General features: G+C 58.9%; 16 protein-coding genes. 6 read left to right on the top strand and 10 right to left on the bottom strand.

Annotation, left to right across the window (positions count from 1 at the left end; genetic code table 11):
• Positions 1-163 precede the first annotated feature (163 nt).
• The 4 genes from AC3WOG_RS32535 to AC3WOG_RS32520 form a co-directional block, all read right to left on the bottom strand.
• Entirely contained in the window at positions 164-1,093 is a 930-nt protein-coding gene (locus AC3WOG_RS32535) for a LysR substrate-binding domain-containing protein (protein ID WP_492581852.1), read from the bottom strand.
• Between the two features lie 39 nt (positions 1,094-1,132).
• Positions 1,133-1,987 carry a transporter substrate-binding domain-containing protein gene (locus AC3WOG_RS32530; protein ID WP_492582526.1) on the bottom strand — a complete coding sequence of 285 codons (855 nt, stop codon included), beginning with the start codon at positions 1,985-1,987 and terminating at the stop codon, positions 1,133-1,135.
• A gap of 96 nt (positions 1,988-2,083) precedes the next feature.
• Positions 2,084-3,646 carry a histidine ammonia-lyase gene (hutH, locus tag AC3WOG_RS32525; RefSeq protein ID WP_492581851.1) on the bottom strand — a complete coding sequence of 521 codons (1,563 nt, stop codon included), beginning with the start codon at positions 3,644-3,646 and terminating at the stop codon, positions 2,084-2,086.
• 252 nt (positions 3,647-3,898) lie between these two features.
• Positions 3,899-5,650 (bottom strand): FAD-binding protein, encoded by a 1,752-nt coding sequence (locus tag AC3WOG_RS32520; RefSeq protein ID WP_492581850.1) that lies wholly within the window; start codon positions 5,648-5,650, stop codon positions 3,899-3,901.
• A gap of 437 nt (positions 5,651-6,087) precedes the next feature.
• Between AC3WOG_RS32520 and AC3WOG_RS32515 the strand changes: the two genes are divergently transcribed.
• Complete coding sequence (locus AC3WOG_RS32515; protein ID WP_492581849.1) at positions 6,088-7,080, top strand: ABC transporter substrate-binding protein; 993 nt, start codon at positions 6,088-6,090, stop codon at positions 7,078-7,080.
• Positions 7,081-7,164: 84 nt separating this feature from the next.
• Here AC3WOG_RS32515 and AC3WOG_RS32510 read toward each other — a convergent pair whose 3' ends face one another.
• On the bottom strand, positions 7,165-8,010 hold the full coding sequence (locus tag AC3WOG_RS32510; RefSeq protein WP_492581848.1) for a 4Fe-4S dicluster domain-containing protein: 846 nt from the start codon (positions 8,008-8,010) through the stop codon (positions 7,165-7,167).
• Positions 8,007-10,964: a molybdopterin-dependent oxidoreductase gene (locus tag AC3WOG_RS32505; protein WP_492581847.1), complete on the bottom strand. Its 2,958-nt coding sequence runs from the start codon at positions 10,962-10,964 to the stop codon at positions 8,007-8,009. Before AC3WOG_RS32505 ends, AC3WOG_RS32510 begins: the two co-directional genes overlap by 4 nt.
• Positions 10,965-11,273: 309 nt before the next feature.
• Between AC3WOG_RS32505 and AC3WOG_RS32500 the strand changes: the two genes are divergently transcribed.
• Positions 11,274-11,813 (top strand): MarR family winged helix-turn-helix transcriptional regulator, encoded by a 540-nt coding sequence (locus AC3WOG_RS32500; RefSeq protein ID WP_492581846.1) that lies wholly within the window; start codon positions 11,274-11,276, stop codon positions 11,811-11,813.
• A gap of 21 nt (positions 11,814-11,834) precedes the next feature.
• Here the strand turns inward: AC3WOG_RS32500 and AC3WOG_RS32495 are convergent, their stop codons facing one another.
• Positions 11,835-12,770: a LysR substrate-binding domain-containing protein gene (locus tag AC3WOG_RS32495; RefSeq protein WP_492581845.1), complete on the bottom strand. Its 936-nt coding sequence runs from the start codon at positions 12,768-12,770 to the stop codon at positions 11,835-11,837.
• Between the two features lie 188 nt (positions 12,771-12,958).
• Here AC3WOG_RS32495 and gtdA point away from each other — a divergent pair, with 188 nt between their 5' ends.
• From gtdA to AC3WOG_RS32475, 4 genes are all read left to right on the top strand, one after another.
• Complete coding sequence (gene gtdA / locus AC3WOG_RS32490) at positions 12,959-14,005, top strand: gentisate 1,2-dioxygenase (protein WP_492581844.1); 1,047 nt, start codon at positions 12,959-12,961, stop codon at positions 14,003-14,005.
• Between the two features lie 74 nt (positions 14,006-14,079).
• Positions 14,080-14,778 carry a fumarylacetoacetate hydrolase family protein gene (locus AC3WOG_RS32485; RefSeq protein WP_492581843.1) on the top strand — a complete coding sequence of 233 codons (699 nt, stop codon included), beginning with the start codon at positions 14,080-14,082 and terminating at the stop codon, positions 14,776-14,778.
• 33 nt (positions 14,779-14,811) lie between these two features.
• The gene (gene maiA, locus AC3WOG_RS32480) at positions 14,812-15,453 is read left to right on the top strand and encodes a maleylacetoacetate isomerase (protein WP_492581842.1); all 642 of its coding nucleotides are present in this window, start codon (positions 14,812-14,814) and stop codon (positions 15,451-15,453) included.
• An 11-nt stretch (positions 15,454-15,464) separates the two neighbouring features.
• A complete protein-coding gene (locus AC3WOG_RS32475; protein WP_492581841.1) occupies positions 15,465-16,673 on the top strand; it encodes a 3-hydroxybenzoate 6-monooxygenase in 1,209 nt (402 codons plus the stop codon).
• Between the two features lie 117 nt (positions 16,674-16,790).
• Here the strand turns inward: AC3WOG_RS32475 and AC3WOG_RS32470 are convergent, their stop codons facing one another.
• The 3 genes from AC3WOG_RS32470 to AC3WOG_RS32460 form a co-directional block, all read right to left on the bottom strand.
• Positions 16,791-17,861, bottom strand: a complete 1,071-nt coding sequence (locus tag AC3WOG_RS32470) for a porin (RefSeq protein ID WP_492581840.1) — start codon at positions 17,859-17,861, stop codon at positions 16,791-16,793.
• 129 nt (positions 17,862-17,990) lie between these two features.
• Entirely contained in the window at positions 17,991-18,848 is an 858-nt protein-coding gene (locus AC3WOG_RS32465; protein WP_492581839.1) for an ABC transporter permease, read from the bottom strand.
• Between the two features lie 161 nt (positions 18,849-19,009).
• Positions 19,010-21,487 carry an ATP-binding cassette domain-containing protein gene (locus AC3WOG_RS32460; protein ID WP_492581838.1) on the bottom strand — a complete coding sequence of 826 codons (2,478 nt, stop codon included), beginning with the start codon at positions 21,485-21,487 and terminating at the stop codon, positions 19,010-19,012.
• Between the last annotated feature and the right edge of the window lie 16 nt (positions 21,488-21,503).

Below are 21,503 nucleotides of genomic sequence, written 5' to 3'. Positions count from 1 at the left end.
AAAAATAAACCAGAAGTTGAGCATCAGATCGGGCGCGCGGTCCGGTGCAGCAGACGCTGAATACACCAAAAGCCTGCAACTATTTGCGGAAAAATGGGCTGCTTGCTATCGCGCGTGTACCGTACGCTTTCGAGGCGGTTTGTTGCGCTTGTACATGCGCGCTTCAGTCGCCAAACATGGCTTTTATGTCGCGTCCCGTCTGCTCGGCTTCCTCGATTAGCCAGTCGAGAAATTGTCTGGTTGCTGGGGAGTCAGCCACAGCCCGCTTCCAGCAAATGAAGTATGGGAACGGCATGGGTAGGGCGATCTTGAACGGCGCAACAAGTTCGTGTCGCTTGATGCTATCAATGGCAAAAAAGCCCTGTCCCAACGAAATGCCTCTTCCCCGAATTGCCGCATCGATTGCCATGCCGGAAACGGAGTAAGTGAGTGGCGTCAACGCCTCGGGCAGAGGCACTCCGACCGCATGCAGCCACTGTCCCCATGTTGGTGGTGACAGGTTTGCCCATCCCCACTCGACGTGAATCAGCGGGTAGCGCAAGATATCCGCCGGTTGCGAGACCGGCTTTTCCGCCTGCAACAGCGAGGGTGAAAACATGGGTGCAACTCTGTCCGTAAAGACGACGTGATAGGGCGTTCCGTCATTCGGTAGGGCCCCATACGTTAGCCGGACGTCAGCACTTCTCGCACCGATACTGGTTTCGTGATCGACGACCTCGACATGAACCTGTACGTGAGGGCAGATGGTGTGCCACGTGTCCAATCTGGAGGCAAGCCAATGGGTCGCGACTGACGGAAATGTCATCAGGGTGAGCCGGCGTCCCGTCTGCGCCTTGAGCGCCGCCTGGGCGCTATGGAAGCACTCGAACCCCCGGGAGATGTGCGAGTGGTACATCTCGCAGAGCGGGGTCGGTCGCAGGCCGGTGTTCTCCCGCTCGAAAAGCGCGACCCCGAGAAACTCTTCGAGGACGCGAATCTGCTGACTAATCGCACCGGGCGTCACGTGAAGCGCCTCTGCGGCCGCCACGACGCCCCCGTAACGAATGACGGCATCGAATATCTGCAAGGCTCGAAGAGGGGGAAGGCGGTTCATGTTGTTGACCTGGCAAATGCCGTGCGAAGCTAGTTTAGCTTACGGTTGCACATCGGCCTTGAACCACTTTTCCGACAGCCGCTTCACGGTACCGTCTGCAAGTGCTTCCGTGATGGCTGCGTCAAATTTTGCTTTCAGATCCGTATCCTGTTTGCGAAACCCAAGACCTTCTCCCGGCCCCCAAATCGCGCCACCGATCTTGGGTCCCGCGATCTGGATTCGAGCGGTTTCCTTGTTGTCGGCAATTCCGGCGTAGTAGGTGACGTCGTCGAAGGCCATGTCGACGCGTCCGTTGACCAGGTCGAGGTCACGTTCGGCCGAGGTCTTGTAGAGGCGTACGGAAGTGATGTCCTTGAAGTTGTCGGTGATGAACCTGGTGTAAACCGTGCCGGATTGAATGCCGATCGATTTCCCTCTCAGTTGATCGCGCAGCGGGGCGATCATGGGTCCGTCGGTTTTGGGGTCGCCAGTCAGCTTGAGGAAAGGAGTTTTTCCTGTCGTGTTCGCCCATCCATGGCCATCTATTGTTGCGAACGCGGCCGGCGTTGCAGCGTAGGGCTTGGAGAAGGCAATGGCCTTTTCGCGATCCGGCGTGATTGCAAGGGCGTCCATCACAACATCGAATTTTCCTGCCTGCAGGCCGGTAATGAGGCCGTCAAAGTCCTGGGCGACTGTTTCGCATTGCAGGTTGACCCGCTTGCACAGATTGTCGATTAATTCCGGTTCGAATCCCGAGATTTTTCCGTTCGGCAAGGTCAGATTCCACGGCGCATAACTGCCTTCCAGGGCAACCTTCACGGTCTTCCATTCCTTTGCTTGAGCGCCGTTTCCTGCCAGTGCCAGCACGCCGAGAAAGGTGACGAGAGAAGCCTTCAGGACGTTTGTGGAATTCATATTCACATTACACCTCCATAGTGTCGAATCAAGGTTGTGCCTGGATTGGAAATACCCGGATCGTCACGCTCCGCGGGATTGCGCGCGCTACCGGCTTCAGCTGTGCAACGTGCCGGCGATGTTTTCCACGATGCTCAGCAAGTCGCCCTGTTCGACGAGCCGGTGGACTCCCATCATGTCCGGATAGAAAAACCGATCGCCTTCTGCAGCCGGGGCGACCTGTCGAATTCGCGCATACACCGCCGCGGTTGCGGGTGATGCGTCGGCTGGATCGAAGAAGTCCAGCGCCTGGGCGGCGGTGAGCAGCTCGATCGCCAGCACGTGCTGCAACTTCTGCGAAGTTGCGTAGGCTTTTCGTGCCGCGTGATAGGCGAAGCTCACGGGGTCTTCCTGGTTGCCGCACGTCGGCACGCTGTCGACGCTTGCTGGTTGAGCGAGGGTGCGCATCTCGCCCAGCAATCCGGCCGCCGTGTACTGAATGATCATGTAACCGCTGTTCAGCCCCGGATCCTTCGCGAGGAACGCGGGCAGTTCGCTGAAGTACGGGTTGACGAGCCGGTCCGTCCGGCGCTCCGAGATCTTCGCGAGCGTGGTCATGGCGATGCAGAGGAGATCGCATGCGATGCCGACGAACGTACCGTCGAAGTTGGCGCCGGATATCGCGGTACCGTCCTCTCCGTCGGGATGGATGACGGGATTGTCGCCGCTCGACCCCGCTTCGTCGAGAATCGCGCCGTACGCGTCATTGATCGCCCGCTTGGACGCCCCATGTACCTGAGCAATGCCGCGAAGGCTGTAGGTGTCCTGGAGTCTGTAGTCGGCAAAGCGATCGCATAGCGCACTTCCGGCCAGCAGCCGCCGGATGTTGTCGGCGGTGTTCCTCTGGTCGACATGTTTCTTGACGGAGTGATACCGGGCATCCAGCGAGCGCGTGGTTGCCTTGAGCGGCTGCAGGGACATCGACGCGGCAATGTCGGCAACCTTCGAAAGCTCGGTCGCGTTGTAAAGCGCCAGCATTCCGATCGCGGTCACTGACGTGGTGCCGTTGGTGAGCGCAAGCCCCTCCTTGCAGCGCAGCGAGTGCGGCTGCAGCCCCGCTCGCTCCAATGCTTCGGCGCCACTCATGCGTTCACCGCGGCAAAAAGCCTCTCCTTCACCGATCAGCACGAGCGCCATATGTGCCTCGGGCGCAAGATAACCGACCGATCCGTCGCCCGGCGCGAACGGCGTGATGTCGTTGTTCAGTAGTCCGGCGATTTGCTGCAGCAATTCGAGGCTGACGCCGGAATAACCCTTGCCGAGGCTGTTCAGCATCATCAGAAGCGTGGCTCGGACAACTTCGCGAGGCAGCGGCTCGCCGACCGAGACGGCATGGGAGCGCACGATATTTCGCTGAAGCTGCTCGGCGTCGTGCGGGCTGATGACGCGTGTCGAATTTGCGCCAAAGCCAGACGTCACGCCATAGACAAGCCGGTTCTGGCTCAGAAAAAGGTCGACCAGGCGGCGCGAATTCAATACGCGCTCGCGATAGACGGGCGAAAACCTTATCTGCGCGCCATGTCTGGCTACGGCAATGAATTGCTCGATCGAAATATCGGATTCCCCGAGCTGAACTTCGGATATCCTGCTTGGTCGGGATTCGATGTGCGCCAAACTCATTCTGAATTTCCTCTGTCGAATGCATGAAATGAAGCGGCCGGAAAATCAGCTTCAAAGCGTGATGTTTGCCGGAGATCATTGCAGGGCAGAGTAGCGTCGGCGGCCTTGGCGCACAAACGATTTGATTTGAGCTTCGTGTTTAGATTTTCTAAAGTCGGATTTTGGTGATTTACCAGAAATTATCGAGATTTCGATTTTTGATCTATGTAAATGTTTTTCTTGAACTGCTGTTACGCAGCGGGCATTTGGCGATTAAACAATGCGAACTTTAGAGGTGGAAGAGGAAGGGGCGTTTGCTTTGTTGCCGACCTTCTCCTGCCCACTTCCAGCAATGGACATGGCGGCCAGATATCCGAACGTCAGTGCGGGCCCGAGTGTAATCCCGGCACCAATGTAGTGTCCGCCCACCGGCGAGTTCATATCGTTGCCGCAAGCGTACAGTCCGGGAATTGGACGGTTGTCGTGATCAAGAACTTCGCCGTGACTTCCGGTCACGAGACCACGGCTTGTACCGAAGTCCCCGGGCATCAGCTTGACAGCGTAAAAGGAGCCTCGCTCAATGGGCCCAAGGCAGGGGTTGGGTGAGTGTGTCGGGTCACCCTTGTAAATGTTGTAGGCGGATGATCCCTTGCCGAAATCTGCATCCACGCCGGTGGCTGCAAACTGGTTGTTGCGCGCGACGCTGCGTTCCAGCCCGCTGCGGTCGACGCCGATCTTGCCAGCAAGTTCAGCCAGCGTCCGGCCGCTGAAGAGGTATCCCGCCTTCTCATAGCGCCGCAGCGACAAACTGCCGGGAAGGATGACGCCAATACCGTACTTTTTTACTGCCGCCGCGTCGGCAATAAGATATGCCGGGATAGCGCCGGCATCGAACATCCCGAGAGTGAAAGCGTGGTACGACGCCGCCTCGTTGGTGAAGCGGTTCCCGTCCTTGCCCACTGCAATGAACCCGGGCTTGGGACGGTCAAGCATGAAGTGCCCCCACAACGTCTTATCGCCCGTCTCGTTCGACAACACGGACATTGGCACATAGAAACCCGTGTCCTCGGAGTTGTGGTCGAGCCGCCCCCCGGCCGACAGACCCAGACGAATACCCTCGCCAACGTTGCTAGGCAGTCCGAGTCCCAGCTCGACTGTGGGCTTGCGTGAGTGTTCCTGGCGCATTTCCTGGCTGCCCGGATACCCCCCGGTCGCAATGACCACGCCCCGGCGAGCGCGGATTCGAAGTGTGCGGCCGTCCCGAACCACTTCTGTGCCGATGACGGTACCGTCATCAATGATCAGCCTGGTGGCGGACGAGCGCAGCCAGATTTCGATCTGCCGAGCCAGTATCGTCTTGTACAGGCGAGCGATGAGAGCATTTCCGCCAACGAGCCGGGTGCCGCGGTGATAGCTCAGCCGATCCACGCCATAGCGGAAAAAGCGCTTTAGCACGTGGAAGAACGACCGAGCTGACTTCGTGAAGGAAAGGAAGTGGAGCAAGTCAACAAGGTCAAGCATCATCCCACCGAACGGTGCGAACGCCGGTAGCGGAGCGCGTAAATTCCTGAAGTGCTGACCAAGCTCGCGAGCGTCGAATTCTACCGGGGCATGGGCGCGACCGAACATGCCTCCCTCCAACTCGGGGTGGTAGTCCGGGTAGTCGACAGCCACTACCTCGAGCGCGGAGTTGCGCAACATGTAGTCGAGCGCAGTTCGGCCTTCCTGGATGTAGGCTTCCTGCAAAGAGCGGTCGACACTCGTACCGACAGTCCGCGCAAAGTATTGCCGCGCTTTATCAAACGAATCTTTGAAGCCAGCGGCCTGCATTGGCGCGCTGTCGACGAACCACATCATGCCCACCGACCACGCGGACGTTCCGCCGACCTGATCGGTCTTTTCAAGAACGAGCGGCTCGAGCCCCTCGTTCTTCGACACGATCGCAGCCGTCATGCCAGCGGCGCCAGCACCCATGATGATGACGTCGACCTCGCGGTCCCAGTTCTCCGTCGTTGCGGTGCCCATGGTGTTTGTCCTGTTTTAAAGAGTCTCTGACGGTCGCACCACACTAGCGTAGTGCGCATTGCGCTGTAGTTAAATAATTCTGTATCGAATCATGCGTAAAAGGATAGATTTATATCGAATAATGCGTTTCGGGGTGAACAATGTCAAGAAATTCCAGGGTATCCCCTGGCAAATCTTGTCGACGCCTCTTGCTACAGGTGCATACGTTTCCCGCCGGAGAACCTCTCGGAATTTCTTGACGCAAATCGTTCTATTGGCGATGATTCGATATAAAACAATAGTGGCGATTGCAGATCGGGACCTGCGTTTTCCGTTCGTCTGCAACGTGCGTGGGCGCAGGCAAACAATGCGTTTTTCAGCAACACGCAGCAACCATGTTGCTGCATGGGACCGGAGTAACCGCTAAAGCGCTAACTCCGGTCGACATAGGAGGAACAATGAGCAAGCTTCAGTTGTCCATCGCCGTAGGCAACTACGACCGGATCAGGCCGTTGGTCGACGGTGAGGTTCAAATCGAGGGTGTGGACCCGGTCTTCATGTTGCAGGATCCCGAGGAGATCTTCTTTCGCGCTTTCAGACACGCGGACTTTGATATTTGCGAACTCTCGCTTAGCAGCTACTCGGTGAAGACTGCTGCGGGGACCTCACCCTACATCGCGGTGCCGGTCTTTCCGTCGAGAGCCTTTCGACACACGTCGATTTATGTGCGCGCGGATAGGGGCATTAACAGCCCGGAAGATCTGAAGGGCAAGCGCATCGGGGTGCCGGAATATCAGTTAACGGCAAATGTCTGGGTACGCCTTTTTCTCGAGGAGGACTACGGTGTAAAGCCTTCTGACGTGACCTGGGTGCGCGGTGGATACGAAGATCCGACAAGGGTGGAGAAAATCTCGTTGAACTTGCCTTCGGACGTCAAACTGGAGAACGCGCCCGAAGGCAGGACGATCTCGAGCCTGCTGGCCGACGGGGCAATCGATGCCGTCATTGGACCGCGAGCGCCTTCATGTTTTGATCGTGGGCATCCCCAGGTCAAGTATCTGTTCGACGATCCGCACAACGCCGCAGCAGACTGGTACGCGCGTACGAAGCTGTTTCCGATCATGCACACGCTTGGCGTCAGGAAGACGCTGGCAGAGAGTCATCCCTGGCTGCCGGGTGCATTAATGAAGGCATTTGAGAAGTCTAAAGCCCTCGCGTTGGCACGGCTGAGCGATACGGCGGCCACCAAAGTTACCCTGCCGTTCGTTGAGGACCAGCTACGTGCCGCTCGCAAACTGATGGGTACGGACTTCTGGTCATACGGCTTTTCGGCGAATGAGCATGCGATTGACCGTTTTCTCGCCCGCCATTTTGCAGAGGGGCTGTCAAGTCGCCGGCTTGAACCGCGTGAGCTATTCCATCCGGCAAGCCTCGAAAGCTTTGCAATCTGAAGGAGAGCCTCTGCCTGTCAATCGGGCAGAGGCTCTGATTCGCATGGGACCGTCAGCAGCAGCGGCCGCGTTAAACATAAGACATCAACACAACAGCGTGCCGAGGTTGACGCTCCCTGTGCGCTCTCTTGTTGCGATGATTTTTTCATGGCCGTCCTTGCGGATCCGCAGTTCGATTGTCGAAGTCTGCTCAGTCAGACCCGAAAACCGGAAATCCCCGAAATGGTCAGTCGTTGTCGTGCGTTCGTCCCCGCCGGCGGAGTCGTGCAGCACAACTTCAACACCCTCCAGGTTTCGCAGATGACCGTCGCCCGTGGCTTCGCAGACGTTGCCTGCTACCAGATGGCTTAGAGCGTCATCGAGATTGCGGTAGAAGACGCGGGGCCTTGTACCAAACTCCGGGTGAATGACCGACAGGTGTTCCTTCTTCACCATTTCTTCCAGTTCTCTGTCTGGCATGTTTAGCGCACGTAGCGCCTTTGTCGGGCAGGCTTGTGCGCAACGCGGTTCTTTCCATCCGGCGTCAAGCAAGTGCGCGTCAAAGTTCCAGTTCTGCGGCACCTGTTCCTGTTCGTTCCATTCAATCATGCCGTAGGGGCACGCCGTCACCAGATCCCGTCGGCCGCGAGACTTCTCCGGGTCAATCACCACGACGCCGTCCGGGCGTTTATAGATTGCCCCATCGGCCGCTGCCTTAACGCATGGAGCGTTGTCGCAGTGATTGCACATCTGCGGAATGTAAGTCACGTCCACCATTGATCCCTCTCCCCGGACGTGGCGTTCGACACGAATCGTATCGAGGCCCTCTGGCGGGTGCGGTGCCGAATAGCCAGGGAACGCGTTGCCGGTGTACTCGTCTTTTGTCGAGATCACGCAGTTTCTGCAATTGATGCAGAGGGAAACGTCCACTACCAGTGCCCAGCCGGTCATGCTGCTTTCTCCATTGTTGCGTCCCATTTCTCTACCTCCACCCAGCAACTGTTGGGAATAATCCCGTCTGCGGTCGGGCTCATCTTTTGCCCTGGAGTCAGGAGGTTGAGACAACCTCCGCGATCGACGATACCTACCGAAGTCGGGATCAGATCGAGTTCGCCGCATGACTCGTTTCCGCGTGCAACGCCCTCCTTGACGAGTTGCGAAACGTCTATAGCGCAGATGACCGACGCCTGGGTGTTGTAGACCCGGACCAGATCGCCTGACCGCAGGCCACGCGCCGAAGCATCTTTGGGACCCATTCGCAGGACCCAGTATCGATAGCCTCCAACGTCCATCCGGTGCTCATTGATCGTGCTGATGTGACTATTCTTCCCATCAGCCTGGGTATGGAAGCTGTAGACCGGGTGATTGGTCACGAGTTGTAGCGGGAACCTTTGCTTCACACCGCTCTGGCGGTTGACATATCGGTTGACTGCCGGCCGCGCGGGATCGATCTGCTCGATACGGCGCAGGCTGGACGGAACAAACTCGAACTTGCCCGATTGCGTTGGAAGTCCCTGGCTGAATCCAGTCGAATACACGCCAGGAAGGGGATTCGCTTCCGGTAAGTCTTTGGTGCGGCCCTCTGCGAACCAGCGCATGTCCACCGGTTGCTTGTCATCGTCCTTGGGAGGCGGCACGACGTGATAGCCCTTCTGCAGAAATTTCTTCCAGGTGGTCTGCCTGGGTAGGTCCGTGGAGTTGAATATCCGCTCGCACCAGGTCAGTTCCGATCCACCGCCTTCCGAGTACATGCCGCCGTAGCCGAGTCTTGTCAGGATCTCCAGGAAAATTTGATAGTCTGACTTGGATTCGCCGAGAGGCTCGATGCATTTGTGCTGCATGATCATCATGCGGTGATTGAGCTGGCTCTGGGCATGCTGGATGTAGCCGCCACTGTTTGCCCACTCGGAAATATCGTCACGCTCGAGCGCGGTGCACGCTGGCAGGATGATGTCTGCGAACTGCGCTTCGTTCTCCATCCATACCGACTGATTGACGACGAATTCGAGCGATGGATGACGATACGCTTCGATCAGTCTGTTCGAGCCCGGAACCGTGCCGAACGAAGACGAGCCGTAGCGGTATAGCATGTGAACCCGCGAATAGCCCGGCTTGGGATAGGAGTATTGGCCGAATTGCCCTTCAATCGAGAAGCCGTCCCACAAGTAGCCATCCGCCGTTCCCTGCGTGATCGCCTCGGCAAACCGTTGGCGAGGGATAGACTGCTTCACCGGATTGATCGTGATGATGTGAGGCATGCGGCAATAGTTGTTGGCCGCGCTCGCGGTGTAGTTCAGGTCGCCCGAGATTCCACCCTCGGCGTAGCCGGGAAAGTAAAAGTTCAGGTCCTGGGGGGCGCCGATCTGAAGATTGCCAAAGTTGATCCCCGGCTTCCCCCATCCCTGCATTGCCATCATCATGACGAGGCTTCGCGTCCATTGGGCCCCCGTCTCGGTGCGGCATGCTCCGCCAAAGCCTGCGCCGAGGCCTCCCGCAGCGAGGTACGTCTTCCTTGACGCCCATAACTTCGCGAGACTGCGGACGTCTTTCGCGGGAATACCGGTTTCAGCTTCTTGCCACTCCGGCGTCTTCGGCGTGCCGTCCTCTTCACCGAGAACATAAGCACGCCATTCGTCGAAACCCGTCGTTTTCGATGCTATGTATTCCTTATCGTAGCTGCCGCTGATCATCCATTCATGCATGATGGCAATGGCCAGCGCCGAATCGGTGCCGGGCCTGATCGGTAGCCATTTTCCACCGAGGAACTGAGCGGACTGCGTCAGGTAGGGGTCGATGTGAACGAACTGCATCCCGAGCTGCTTGGCCCACAAGCGGCGCTCGGTGCCCTCGAACCCGGCGTACACCCCACTGGTCGACTCCGGATCGCTCGACCAGAAGACGATCACCTCCGCGTGTTCAAGACAGTCCACCGTCGTGCCGTAAAAGCTGGGCGTGCCCAGACGTAGACTGTTGCCGTAGTGATGCATGGCACCCCAGTACCAGCCTTCCCAGCTAATCGGGCTCATTTCGACGCGGGTGTATCCAATCAGGTTACCGAAGCGTTGCATAGCGCTTAGGTAGTAGTTGATGTTTCCCCACTGATGGTGGGCACCCGTGGCCATCGCGATAGCACCGGGACCATGCTCCTGCTTCATACGGCGGATTTCGCCTGCGACAATGTCGAGCGCTTCGTCCCAGCGGATACGCTCGTAGCCGGAAATCCCCCGGTTCTGAGGATTGCGTTCACCCTTCGGGTCGAAATCGACCCGCTTCATTGGATAAAGAAGCCGCTTGTCGGAATAAACGAGAGATTTGAGTGAGAGCGCGTGCGGGCTAACGGTTGCACGTCGTGCAGGCGAAAACTGGCGACCCCGTGCGGTGATGGTCCAGCTTGGTCCATCCTCCGCCGTCAGATCAATGGGCGTTGTCCGGATGATCTTGTCGTCCTTGACGAAGACAAAGACCGGCCCTCCATTGGTGAGCGTGACGTAACGGGTGGTCCCATCTTTCATCCGGGTACCCGTGCGCCAGGAGGCCGTCTTCATCGTGTTCACCAGTTGACCGAACCAGACGAGCGCCTGATCACTGCCGCCTTGCGTGATCTTGAAGTTCTTGAGCGCATCAATCAGGAACGCATGATCGGTCGTGGGCGCCAGCATCTGGCGTGCCGTGGCCGCATCCATAAAGACAAGCTCGGCGTCGGGCCGAGGAGTCACGCCCCAGCGCGCCGACACTGTGCCGTTTCTGAAATGCAACTGCCTCCCGAGGCTATTGTCCCGTAGCCGGAGCTGGATCACCCAGTTTCCCGCGCCAAGATGTTCACGCACGGGAGGAAACATGCGTGCCGCCATCCGTAGAGCGGTCGGCATCAACCAGAGTATGAGTACGAGGATGTGTCTTTGCATGGGAATCCTTCCTGAGCTGGCATGCGCCGGTCTCACTCGCCCGTTACACGTCGGTTTTGCGGTACCGCACCATAAAAGGCTCCGCAGATTCAGACGAATGCATCGGTACCTGTTGTATGATCTTCCTCGCGACGGATCATTTGCACAAAGATGATTCCATCCAAGATAGATTTATATCGAATGATGTGGTTCGGGACGAACAAAGTCAAGAATCCCAGGGAATGCCCTGGCGAGATGTATGTGATCGTCATATTTTTTGCCGATCGGCTCCGCGTCCCACTGGCCACCCTTATGTCAAGGAATGAACGAATGCCCAAGTCAAACTCTACTGCGGCCAAAGCAACTAGGGACGTTGCTGTACGACCGGGACCGGGAACGAAAGAATCTTCTGACGTATTTGATGATCGCGGCAGGACTGTGCCGTGGATGGCGCGAACGGTGCACAGGCTCTACGACGCACAAGCGCAGAAGATTCTTGACAGGGAGAACCTCGCTATCGCGTACTGGTATTACCTTCGTGTACTGGCAGAGCGCGGTGAACTGAACCAGCTGGAGCTCAGCAAGCGTGTGGGCATTGCATCCACCACGGCGGTACCTGCGTTGGATAACCTCGAAAAGCGTGGCCTCGTACAACGAACCCGGGACCCAAACGACAGACGAAAGTACTTTGTCACGCTGAAGGCTGAGGGCAAACGGCTGGTAGATGAAATGCTGCCCGAACTCACCGACATGATTTCGGCGTCAATCGACGGGATCACTCAGAGGGATATGCGTATTTTTTGGAAAGTGATGCACCAGATCGAAACAAACCTCACTCTGAAGTCCCAAGACGACACAGTCGTGGATTGAACTGGCGGTAGCGTTGAGGCTTTAAGCGGTGTGCCACTCTTTCATGTGCGGGTCCGCGAAAGCGCGCAGACTTTCCAATGCCATGGCCACCGCCGCGCGATTGACGTTCTCGGCGTGCCAGTAAACCGACACTGAGCCGAAGCCTTCGAGTTGAACCGGCAGAATACGAAGCGCGTTCAACTGCTCGAAGCGAAGCGCGGCCCGATGCGAGGCGACGCCCACCAGATCGGTGTTGTTCAGCAGCGTGAGATTGAGAATCGACGAATTCGATTCGACGCAGTGATTGGGCAGCGTGCGTCCCGCTGCCGCGAGCGCTGTCTCCAGCGCGTTGCGCACGGGCGTGCCCTGCGGCCAGACGATCCACGAATAAGCGAGCACATCGTCCCAGCCGGGCTTTGCCTTTTCCGTTATTGGATGATCAGGCCGTGCGACGAAGTTGATCGGCTCCGTATAGAGCGTCTCGGTCTGCAGCCGTGGATCATCGTACTGCTGACCCGAGCGGCCGACGACGATATCGAGTTCCCCTCGCGCAAGCTGCGGCATAAGCTGATTCATCGTACTTTCGACGAGCCGCACCTGCGCGCGCGGCATGCGTTCGAGAAGCCGCGACACGGCGAGCGGCACCGTGTCCGCCGCCGATACACCCGACGTCCCAATACTGACGAGGCCGCTGCCGCCCGCGCGCAGCGCCTGCATGTCATCACGGGCAATGTCGAGATGCGCTTCGATTCTGCGCGCGTGCTCGATTAGCGCCTCTCCGTACGACGTGGGCCGCAGACCGCGCGCATGCCTCTCGAAGAGGGGCAGGCCGACGTCTTCCTCAAGTTCCTTCAGCCATTTCGACAGCGCCGGCTGCGTCGTGTTGAGCGCGGCTGCCGATTGGCTGAGGTTGCCCGTGCTCGCGAGGCTCAACAGTACCTGCAGATGCCTCAGACGCAGGCGATAAGTCCAGTCCATTGCGCAGACCTTCAGTCACGAGTTTCGCGAATCCCGCTCCGCAGGCATATCCGAAACCGTATGGATTAGATGATTTCACCATTTTACTGGGCATAGCGCTGTCGCATATAAATCATTGTGCGGGATCTATTCAGCCGACGCGACCAGCTAGCGCGTTTGAACCGCGAGACACCACAAAGGAGACGCGAATGACGAGCAACTATCCGGGCGGATCGCGCGCGGCCTATTACGAGCAGATTGCCCAGCAGCGTATGGCCCCACTTTGGGAATCGCTGCACAACCTCGTGCCGAAAGCGCCGCAACCGAAAGCGCAGCCCGCCATCTGGAAGTACGCGCAGGTGCGCGACCTGGTGATGCAGGCGGGTTCCGTAATCAGCGCGGAAGAAGCCGTGCGCCGCGTGCTGGTGCTCGAAAACCCAGGCCTGCCCGGCAAGTCGAGCATGACGCCGAACCTGTACGCCGGACTCCAGTTGATCTTGCCTGGCGAGATCGCGCCCAGCCACCGGCATACGCAATCGGCGCTTCGCTTCATCGTCGAAGGCAAGGGCGCGTGGACGGCCGTCAACGGCGAACGCACGACGATGCATCCGGGCGACTTCATCATCACGCCGTCGTGGACATGGCACGACCACGGCAATCCTTCCGTGAAAGAGGGCGGAGAGCCTGTCGTGTGGCTCGATGGCCTCGATATTCCGCTCGTCGCGCAGATGGACGCCGGTTTCGCCGAGAACTACCCCGAGATGACGCAGCCGGTGTCGCGTCCCGAGGGCGATAGCTTCGCGCGCTTCGGCCACAACATGGTGCCCGTGCGGCATCGCGTGTCAGATCCCACTTCGCCGGTTTTCAGCTACCCGTACGAACGCAGCCGCGAAGCGCTCGACGCGCTGTACCGCAACGGCGAACTCGACGAATGGGACGGCGTGAAGCTGCGCTACGTGAATCCGGCCACGGGCGGCTGGCCGATGCCGACCATTGCGACCTTCATGCAATACCTGCCCGCGGGTTTCAAAGGCCGCACGTATCGCAGCACCGATGCAACCGTGTACTGCGTTGTCGAAGGCAAGGGCACGGTCAAGATCGGCAACGACGAATTCACGTTCGAGCCGCACGACGTGTTCGTCGCGCCGTCGTGGGCGCCCGTGCAACTGGCGGCGTTGGCGGAGAGCGTGCTGTTCAGCTATTCGGATCGTCCCGTGCTCGCCGCGCTGAATCTGCTGCGCGAAGAGCGCAGCTAGACGCATTCCTTTCCTTTCGACGCGCCGCATTGGCGGCGCGTGATCCATCCTTCATCTGTCGAGTCGAACTCATCATGACTTTTGTTTTCCCGCCCGAAGCGCCCGTCGCTGTTCCCGTCGCCAGTAGCGACGCTCAATTCGCTGTGCGCCGCGTCTATTGCGTGGGCCGCAACTATGCAGCGCATGCGCGCGAAATGGGCTTCGATCCCGATCGCGAGCCGCCGTTCTTCTTCTGCAAGCCAGCCGATGCCGTCGTGCCCGTCGCTTACGGTGAAACGCTTGAACTGGCTTACCCGTCGCAGACGCAGAACTACCATTACGAAGCCGAACTCGTTGCTGTGATCGGCAAGAGCGGCTCGGATATCCCGGTCGAACGGGCGCTCGATCACGTATGGGGCTACGCGGTCGGCCTCGACATGACCCGCCGCGATCTGCAGATGAAGATGCGCGAGATGGGCCGTCCGTGGGAGATTGGCAAGGCGTTTGACCGATCGGCGCCGATCGGGCCGATTCATCCAGCAAGCGAGGTCGGTCACGTCGAGAACGCCGGCCTGTGGCTGACCGTCAATGGCGAGACCAAACAGAAGAGCGACGTATCGCATCTGATCTGGTCGGTCGCGGAGACGGTTGCGTATCTGTCGAAGTTCTTCCGCCTCGAACCGGGCGACGTGATTTTCACGGGCACGCCCGAAGGCGTCGGTGCGGTGAAGAAGGGCGACACGATGAAGGTCGGCGTCGAGCGTCTTGGGGAAGTCACGGTGCGTGTGGCCTGAGATACGTAACCTGCATTGATCGGAGGTCTACTCGTGCAACTCCATAGCTTCTTCAACAGCTCGACGTCGTATCGCGTACGCATTGCGCTCACGCTCAAGGGACTCGCGTATGAGACGCTGCCCGTCAACATCCGCGTCGGCGAACATCGCGCAGCGGACTATGTGGCGAACGTGAACCCGTCCGCGTCGGTGCCCGCGCTGATCGATGGCGATTTCAGACTCGGCCAGTCGCTCGCGATCATCGATTACCTCGACCAGAAGTACCCTGAGCCGCGCCTGATTCCGCTAGAACCGGTACTGCGTGCGCGCGTGCTCGAGTTCGCTTCGCTGATTTCTTGCGACATCCATCCGGTTAATAACCTGCGGGTGTTGCGATACCTGGAAACGGAATTCAAGGTCACGCCCCAGCAGAAGAGCGCGTGGTATCGGCACTGGATCGCGCAGGGCATGGCAGGCGTCGAGCGCCTGCTCGAACGCAGCAACGCAGGTCCGTGGTGCTTTGGCGCGCAGCCGACGCTCGCCGACGTGTGCCTGGTGCCACAGATCGCCAACGCGCTGCGCATGGACTGCGATCTGAGTCCGTATGCGCGCAGTCTCGCCGTATATGAACACGCATCGGAACACCCGGCATTCGACGCCGCGCAGCCGCAGCGCCAGCCCGATTACATCGCTTGATTGGAGTAGCCATGAGTGAGACAAATAGCAACGGCCGGCGCGTGCTCGTGATCGGCGGCGGCATTGGTGGCTTGGCCACCGCGCTGGCGCTCGCGCGTCAAGGCATTCGCGTGCAACTGCTCGAGCAGGCCCCTGAGATCGGGGAAATCGGCGCAGGAATCCAGTTGGCCGCCAACGCGTTTAACGCACTCGATGCGCTGGGCGTCGGTGAGGCAGCGCGCAACCGCGCCGTATTCACGGACTACCTGAAATTGATGGATGCGATTGACGCAAAGGAAGTGGTGCGGATCGACGTCGGCGCCCCGTATCGTGCGCGCTTTGGCAATCCGTATGCGGTGATTCATCGTGCCGACATTCACCTGTCGATTCTCGAAGCGGTGAAGGATCATCCGTTGATCCAGTTCCGCACCAACACGCAGGTCTGCGAGCTCGAGCAGAATGCCGCCGGCGTGACTGTCATCGATCAGAACGGCGAGCGCTACCACGCGGATGCCGTGATCGGCTGCGATGGCGTGAAGTCGGCGATACGCAAGGCATTGATCGGCGACGAGCATCGCGTGACAGGGCATGTCGTGTATCGCGCCGTTGTTGAAGTCGAAAACATGCCGGAGGATTTGCAGATCAATGCGCCTGTGGTGTGGGCCGGTCCGCATTGCCACCTCGTGCACTATCCGCTGCGCGGCGGCCGCCAATATAACCTCGTCGTCACGTTCCACAGTCGCGAGAAGGAGGAATGGGGCGTGCGCGAAGGCGGCAAGCAGGAAGTGCTGTCCTACTTCGAAGGCATTCATCCGTTGCCGCATCAGATGCTCGACCGGCCGACTTCATGGAAGCGCTGGGCCACGGCGGACCGGGACCCCGTCGAGCGCTGGAGCTATGGGCGTGCGACGGTGCTCGGTGACGCCGCGCATCCGATGACGCAATATCTGGCGCAAGGCGCCTGCCAGGCGCTCGAAGATGCCGTCACGCTTGGCGCCGCCGTCGCTGCGACGGATGGCGATTTCGAAGCCGCGTTCAAGCTGTACGAGACCGCGCGTATTCCGCGCACGGCGCGCGTGCTGTATTCGGCGCGTGAGATGGGCCGTATCTATCACGCGAAGGGCGTCGAGCGACAGGTTCGGAATTCCCTTTGGGTCGGCCGCACGCAGGAGCAGTTCTACGACGCACTGCAATGGCTGCACGGCTGGCGCGCTGAAGAGTGCCTGAAGAGCGTCATCTGAGACGCGACGGGGTACCAGGCGGCAGGCTGGCTCAACGAAGGACGCGTCCTGTAAGGCGGTGGGACACCGCCCCGAGGACGCGTGGAGTAAAGTGCCTGCACTCCGTCAAGACGTCGGTTAGAACGTGTGCATGATGCCGAAGTAGCCGCCTTGCTGATTGTGGCCCGGCAGCGGTTGGGAATCGGCCGTCTCAACAGGGAAGACTGCGTTTTTGCCGTTGAACATCGCCCCGAGGGTCAGGTAGAGGAAGGTCCGTTTGGACAGGTTGTAGGTGGTGCCGATGGCAGCAAGATTTCCGGTGCCGCCGCCATGATTCACGTTACCGTGATACCAGCCGGCCTGGAAGGCGAGGGCAGCAGTTGCCTGATAAGAGGCACCAACCCACTCTTGCTGGCTCCGCGTCGCCCCATAGGGGTTAAAAGCAGTGGCAACCGTGTCGTGTCCTGACGAGACAAGTTGCTGATAGCCCGCGTAGAACTTCAGCGCATCCCACTGGTAGGTGGCGCCTGCCATGTATTCACGCGACGCGGCGTACAGGTCGGAGAACTTTCCTTTGACGTCGCGGATTTCTTCGTACACTCCGTACGCAGCAAAACTCGCGAGAGTGTACTGTGCGCTCACACTGAACTGACGTCCGCCCCGGAAATTACCTGCCTCGTTGCCAAAACCGTCTTGCACCCTGAAGGAGAAGCCAGCCCAATTAGGCGAATTGTAAGTGACGACGTTCGATCGGGGACCCCACGCTCGCCCGAAGGCAAAGTTGCCAACGCCTATGCCCACCTGTTCCCCTAACGGGTCAATGTACCAACCGGTTTCATCGGTGAGGCTCATAGCCCGTCCGAACCAGATACTTCCATATTTGTCATGGGACAAACCCACGTATGCATCGCGGGTAAAAATCGTGTCAGGCGGAATCTGACCCGTTCCGGAAGTGAAGAGGCTTTCTAGTTTAAAGACAGCGTGCACGCCTCCTCCGAGGTCTTCATCGCCTTTCAGGCCAAACCAGCTGTATCCGTACTGGTTGCTGCCGAACCTGAAATTGTTCTTTGACTGGCCGTTTGGCGTCGCGACGTTCGTGACGAAATCGAGACCCGAGACGACGCGTCCGTACAGGGTTACAGTGCTCTGCGCGTAGGTGTTGCAGACGCCGCACGTCATCAGCGCTGCACATAAAATTATCTTTCTCATTTCGTTATCCTTACCATAAAAAAGAATCTCCAGAAGTTTCCTTATGACCTCTTGCGGGTCTATGCATTCAGCTTGCCAAGTCGGGTTTGTCCGGAAGAGAATGGCGCAAAGCCCGGCTACTACTCTCCACTACGAGTTTTTGCGAAACGTTCTTAGCGCCGTTGGCAGATGGCGAACGGTGGTTGCGAGCAGAATCGCGCACGCCTGTACTAGCAGCTGAACTGCGGGCCCCGCACCAAGTGCCAGCACAAGTTGGCTGAGCTGCGCCATGAACAGCGCCGCGACCGCGCTAGCGATGACGCTGCCTTTTCCTCCAGTGAATGGCGTACCGCCGACAACGACAGCCGCGATGGCCGGAAGCAGATAGTCGTCGCCCGACGTCTGCGACGCGCTACCAATGAATCCGGCGAGGAGCATTCCGGCGGCAGAGAAGCACACCGCAGACGCGACGTAGGCACCAATCCTGTACCGCAGGACCCTCACCCCAGCGGCTTCTGCCGCGCGCGGATTTACACCCACGGCGACAAACCGGCGTCCGATCGCGGTTTTCCGGGTGATGAACCACGCTGTTATCACGAAAGCGAAGGCGAACAGGACATTGGCGGGCAAACCAATGAACTGAGCGTGCGAGATCGTCTGCATGATGGTCGGGACGTTGACTGGAACATTGCCGGTCAACGAACGGACGCCGCCAATGAGAAGCGCGTTGACTGCCAACGTTGCAACCAATGGTGTAATTGCGAACATCGAGACCAATGTTCCATTGACGATTCCAACAATCGCACCCACGCACACGGTGAAGATCACTGCGAGGACGATGGAGTCGAGACCAAATCCGGTGCGGGCCATCACCACGCCGGCAAGCGAGACTATGCCAATTGCTGACATGTCGAGTCCCCGCTGCTGGATGACCAGGGTCTGTCCCGTTGCGACAATTGCGAGGATGCCCGCGAACGGAAGCATGGCCAGAATCGAACCGCGGGTCATGGTGCCTGGCGCGACTACTGAGCTTACGGAGAAGAGAAGTATCAATCCGACCCCGATCCACCAGAACTCACTGAATGCTGGAACCCGAACTGACCTCGACCTCGCGAAAAATGACCGCAAGAGATCCGAAACCACGTCTGCCTGATTGCTCGTGACCTTTCTCATTTCGCCACCGCCATTTCTCTGCTCCTGGAATAAAGGGCGACAGATGCCAGGATCATTCCGCCCAACAGATAGGACTGCCACGAATCTCCAATGTCCAGAAATGACGTGACCACATTGACCTGGATGATGAGAAGAGCACCAAGCAGGGAGCCGACAAAGGACCCGCGTCCGCCAAACAGGCTTGCCCCGCCGATGACGACGGCTGCGATGCTAGCCAGCGTGTAGTTGATGCCTGCGCTCGGGTCGCCGGACCCTACTTGCGCCATCATCGGCACGGCGGCGATGCCAGCGAGGAGCGAGCAGCCCACATACGCGGTGAGCAGCGTTAGAGGTGGGCGCACGCCCGCCATACGAGCCGCTTCGAGCCGTGAGCCCACGCCACGAAACGCGAGGCCGAGCCTGGTCCTGAATAGGGCAAATTCAAGCGTGATGGCGAAAATGACCGCAACGATCGCGATAATCGGTATAAATCCCGCCTGCGTACCAATTGTCTCGACGATCGAATCGGCGATCAGCCCGCCCGGAACGGGGCGTAACAGAAGGGAAACCGCCTGCAAAGCCATGTAAGTCGCCAGCGTTGCGACCATGGGATGCAGTCGGAAGGGACCGACCAGTACCCAGTTCACTAGCCCGACTGCTATCGCGACGAGAAACACAATGACCCATCCCGACAGCTGATGCCCCAAAGTGGCTCCGTCGTTCAGGAAAAAGGACTGTATAACGACCATTAAGCCCATCAGAGGACCGACAGACAGGTCGATACCTCCAACTAGCATAAGCGCCTGCTGCCCGTATGCGACGATGGCCAGCGTCGCCACCAGTGCCAACATCCCGCTCAGGTTTCGCGCGGACAGATAGGTTTCGTTAACATGCGCTGCATAGATACCCAGAGCGCAGACTGCCAGTGCAAGCATGACAAGAGGGGCCCAGTCTCCGGAAGCCCACTTCCAGAATCCCGCAATGCTTGCCGAACCCCTCTCACGCTCAGTGGTCGCGGTAAGCACCGCAGACGTGATGTTGTTCTCGCTGACGGCCGCGTCGCGCAGTTCCTTTACGATGTGTCCGCGAGAGAAAATCAACACGCGGTCGCACAAACCTGCCACTTCCATCGCGTCCGAGGAGACGACGATGACTGCGGTGCCGGTTGCAGCGGCCTGACGAAGCACTTTGTAGATTTCCATCCGGGCGCCAACGTCGACGCCTTGCGTCGGTTCGTCGACGAGGAGGACCTCGGGTTTGCTTGCGAGGACACTCGCCAGGACCAGCTTTTGCTGATTGCCTCCCGACAGAGAGCGGATTGGCGTCTCAACGGACGGCGTCTTGACTGCGAAACCTGCTACTGCCAATCTGGTGCGCTTTGCTTCACTTCTCTGGCTGACCCAGCCCTTGATGGAGTCGAACGGGAGACTGCGGATCGAGAAGTTCTCGCGCACAGATAGTTCACCGAAGATGCCTTCCCTGTGCCGGTCGCCAGGGAGGCAGCGAATACCTGAAGCGGCGGCAGCCTGGGAATTCTGAAGTTTCGCCGGTTTCCCGTTTACGTTGACACTTCCACGGCTTCGGGCCAGACCGGCAAGGGCGCGCATGAACTCGCGCTGTCCATTGCCGTCTATGCCAGCCAGGCCCACGATCTCTCCCTTCCGGACTTGAAGCGATACATCGGTGAAGCCTGCACCGCGCAGCGACACCACATTGAGGACCGTGCCGACGCGGCCATTTCCAGCTTTAGCGGGAAACTCCCGGTCAAGCGCCCGGCCGACGATGAGTTCGACAATCTGCTGCTCACTGAGGCCAGCTGCGTCGTAGGTCCCTTGCCCTTGTCCATCGCGGAGCACGGTAAGACGATTGGCAATTTTTTGTACTTCGCGAATGCGGTGCGAGATATAGACGACTGAACAGCCTGACGCAGCGACTTGACAAATGCGTTCAAAGAGACGATCGACGTCCTCTGCCAGCAGATGTTCTGTCGGTTCATCCAGGACCAGAACCTTAGGTTTGGCGGCGAGTGCTTTTACGATCTCGACAATGAAGCGTTGTTCAGGATTTAAGCTCAAAACGCGCTCGCTCGCGTCAATCGCGACGTCGTCACTCCACTGCCGAAGGAGTTGGTGTGCCCATTCGCTTGTTCGCATAAGCGACGGACGTTGCTCCGCAGGCACGCCGAGGTAAAGATTCTCTGCGACGGTCAGATCGGGCATGAGAGCCGGCTCCTGTCGCACGATCGCCAACCCCAGTCGCCGCGCCTCGTCGGTGTCGCCCTTGATTTCTACGCCATTGATAACGACGCGCCCCTTTTCGGGGACGAGCGCGCCGGACGCGACAGCCATGAGAGTGGACTTACCCGCGCCGTTCTCGCCGACGAGACCGTGGACTTCTCCCGCGAGCACTGAGAACGTGACGTTATCAAGTGCCCGCACACCGGGGAAGATTTTGGTGACGCCGTCAATCTGCAGCAATGTGTTCTGGTCGTTCATGATTTATCTCGAGCGA

The organism is Paraburkholderia sp. FW306-02-B (assembly GCF_058782725.1).
Note: the sequence above shows the minus strand (reverse complement) of the source record. Positions and strands in the feature narration are given on the sequence as shown.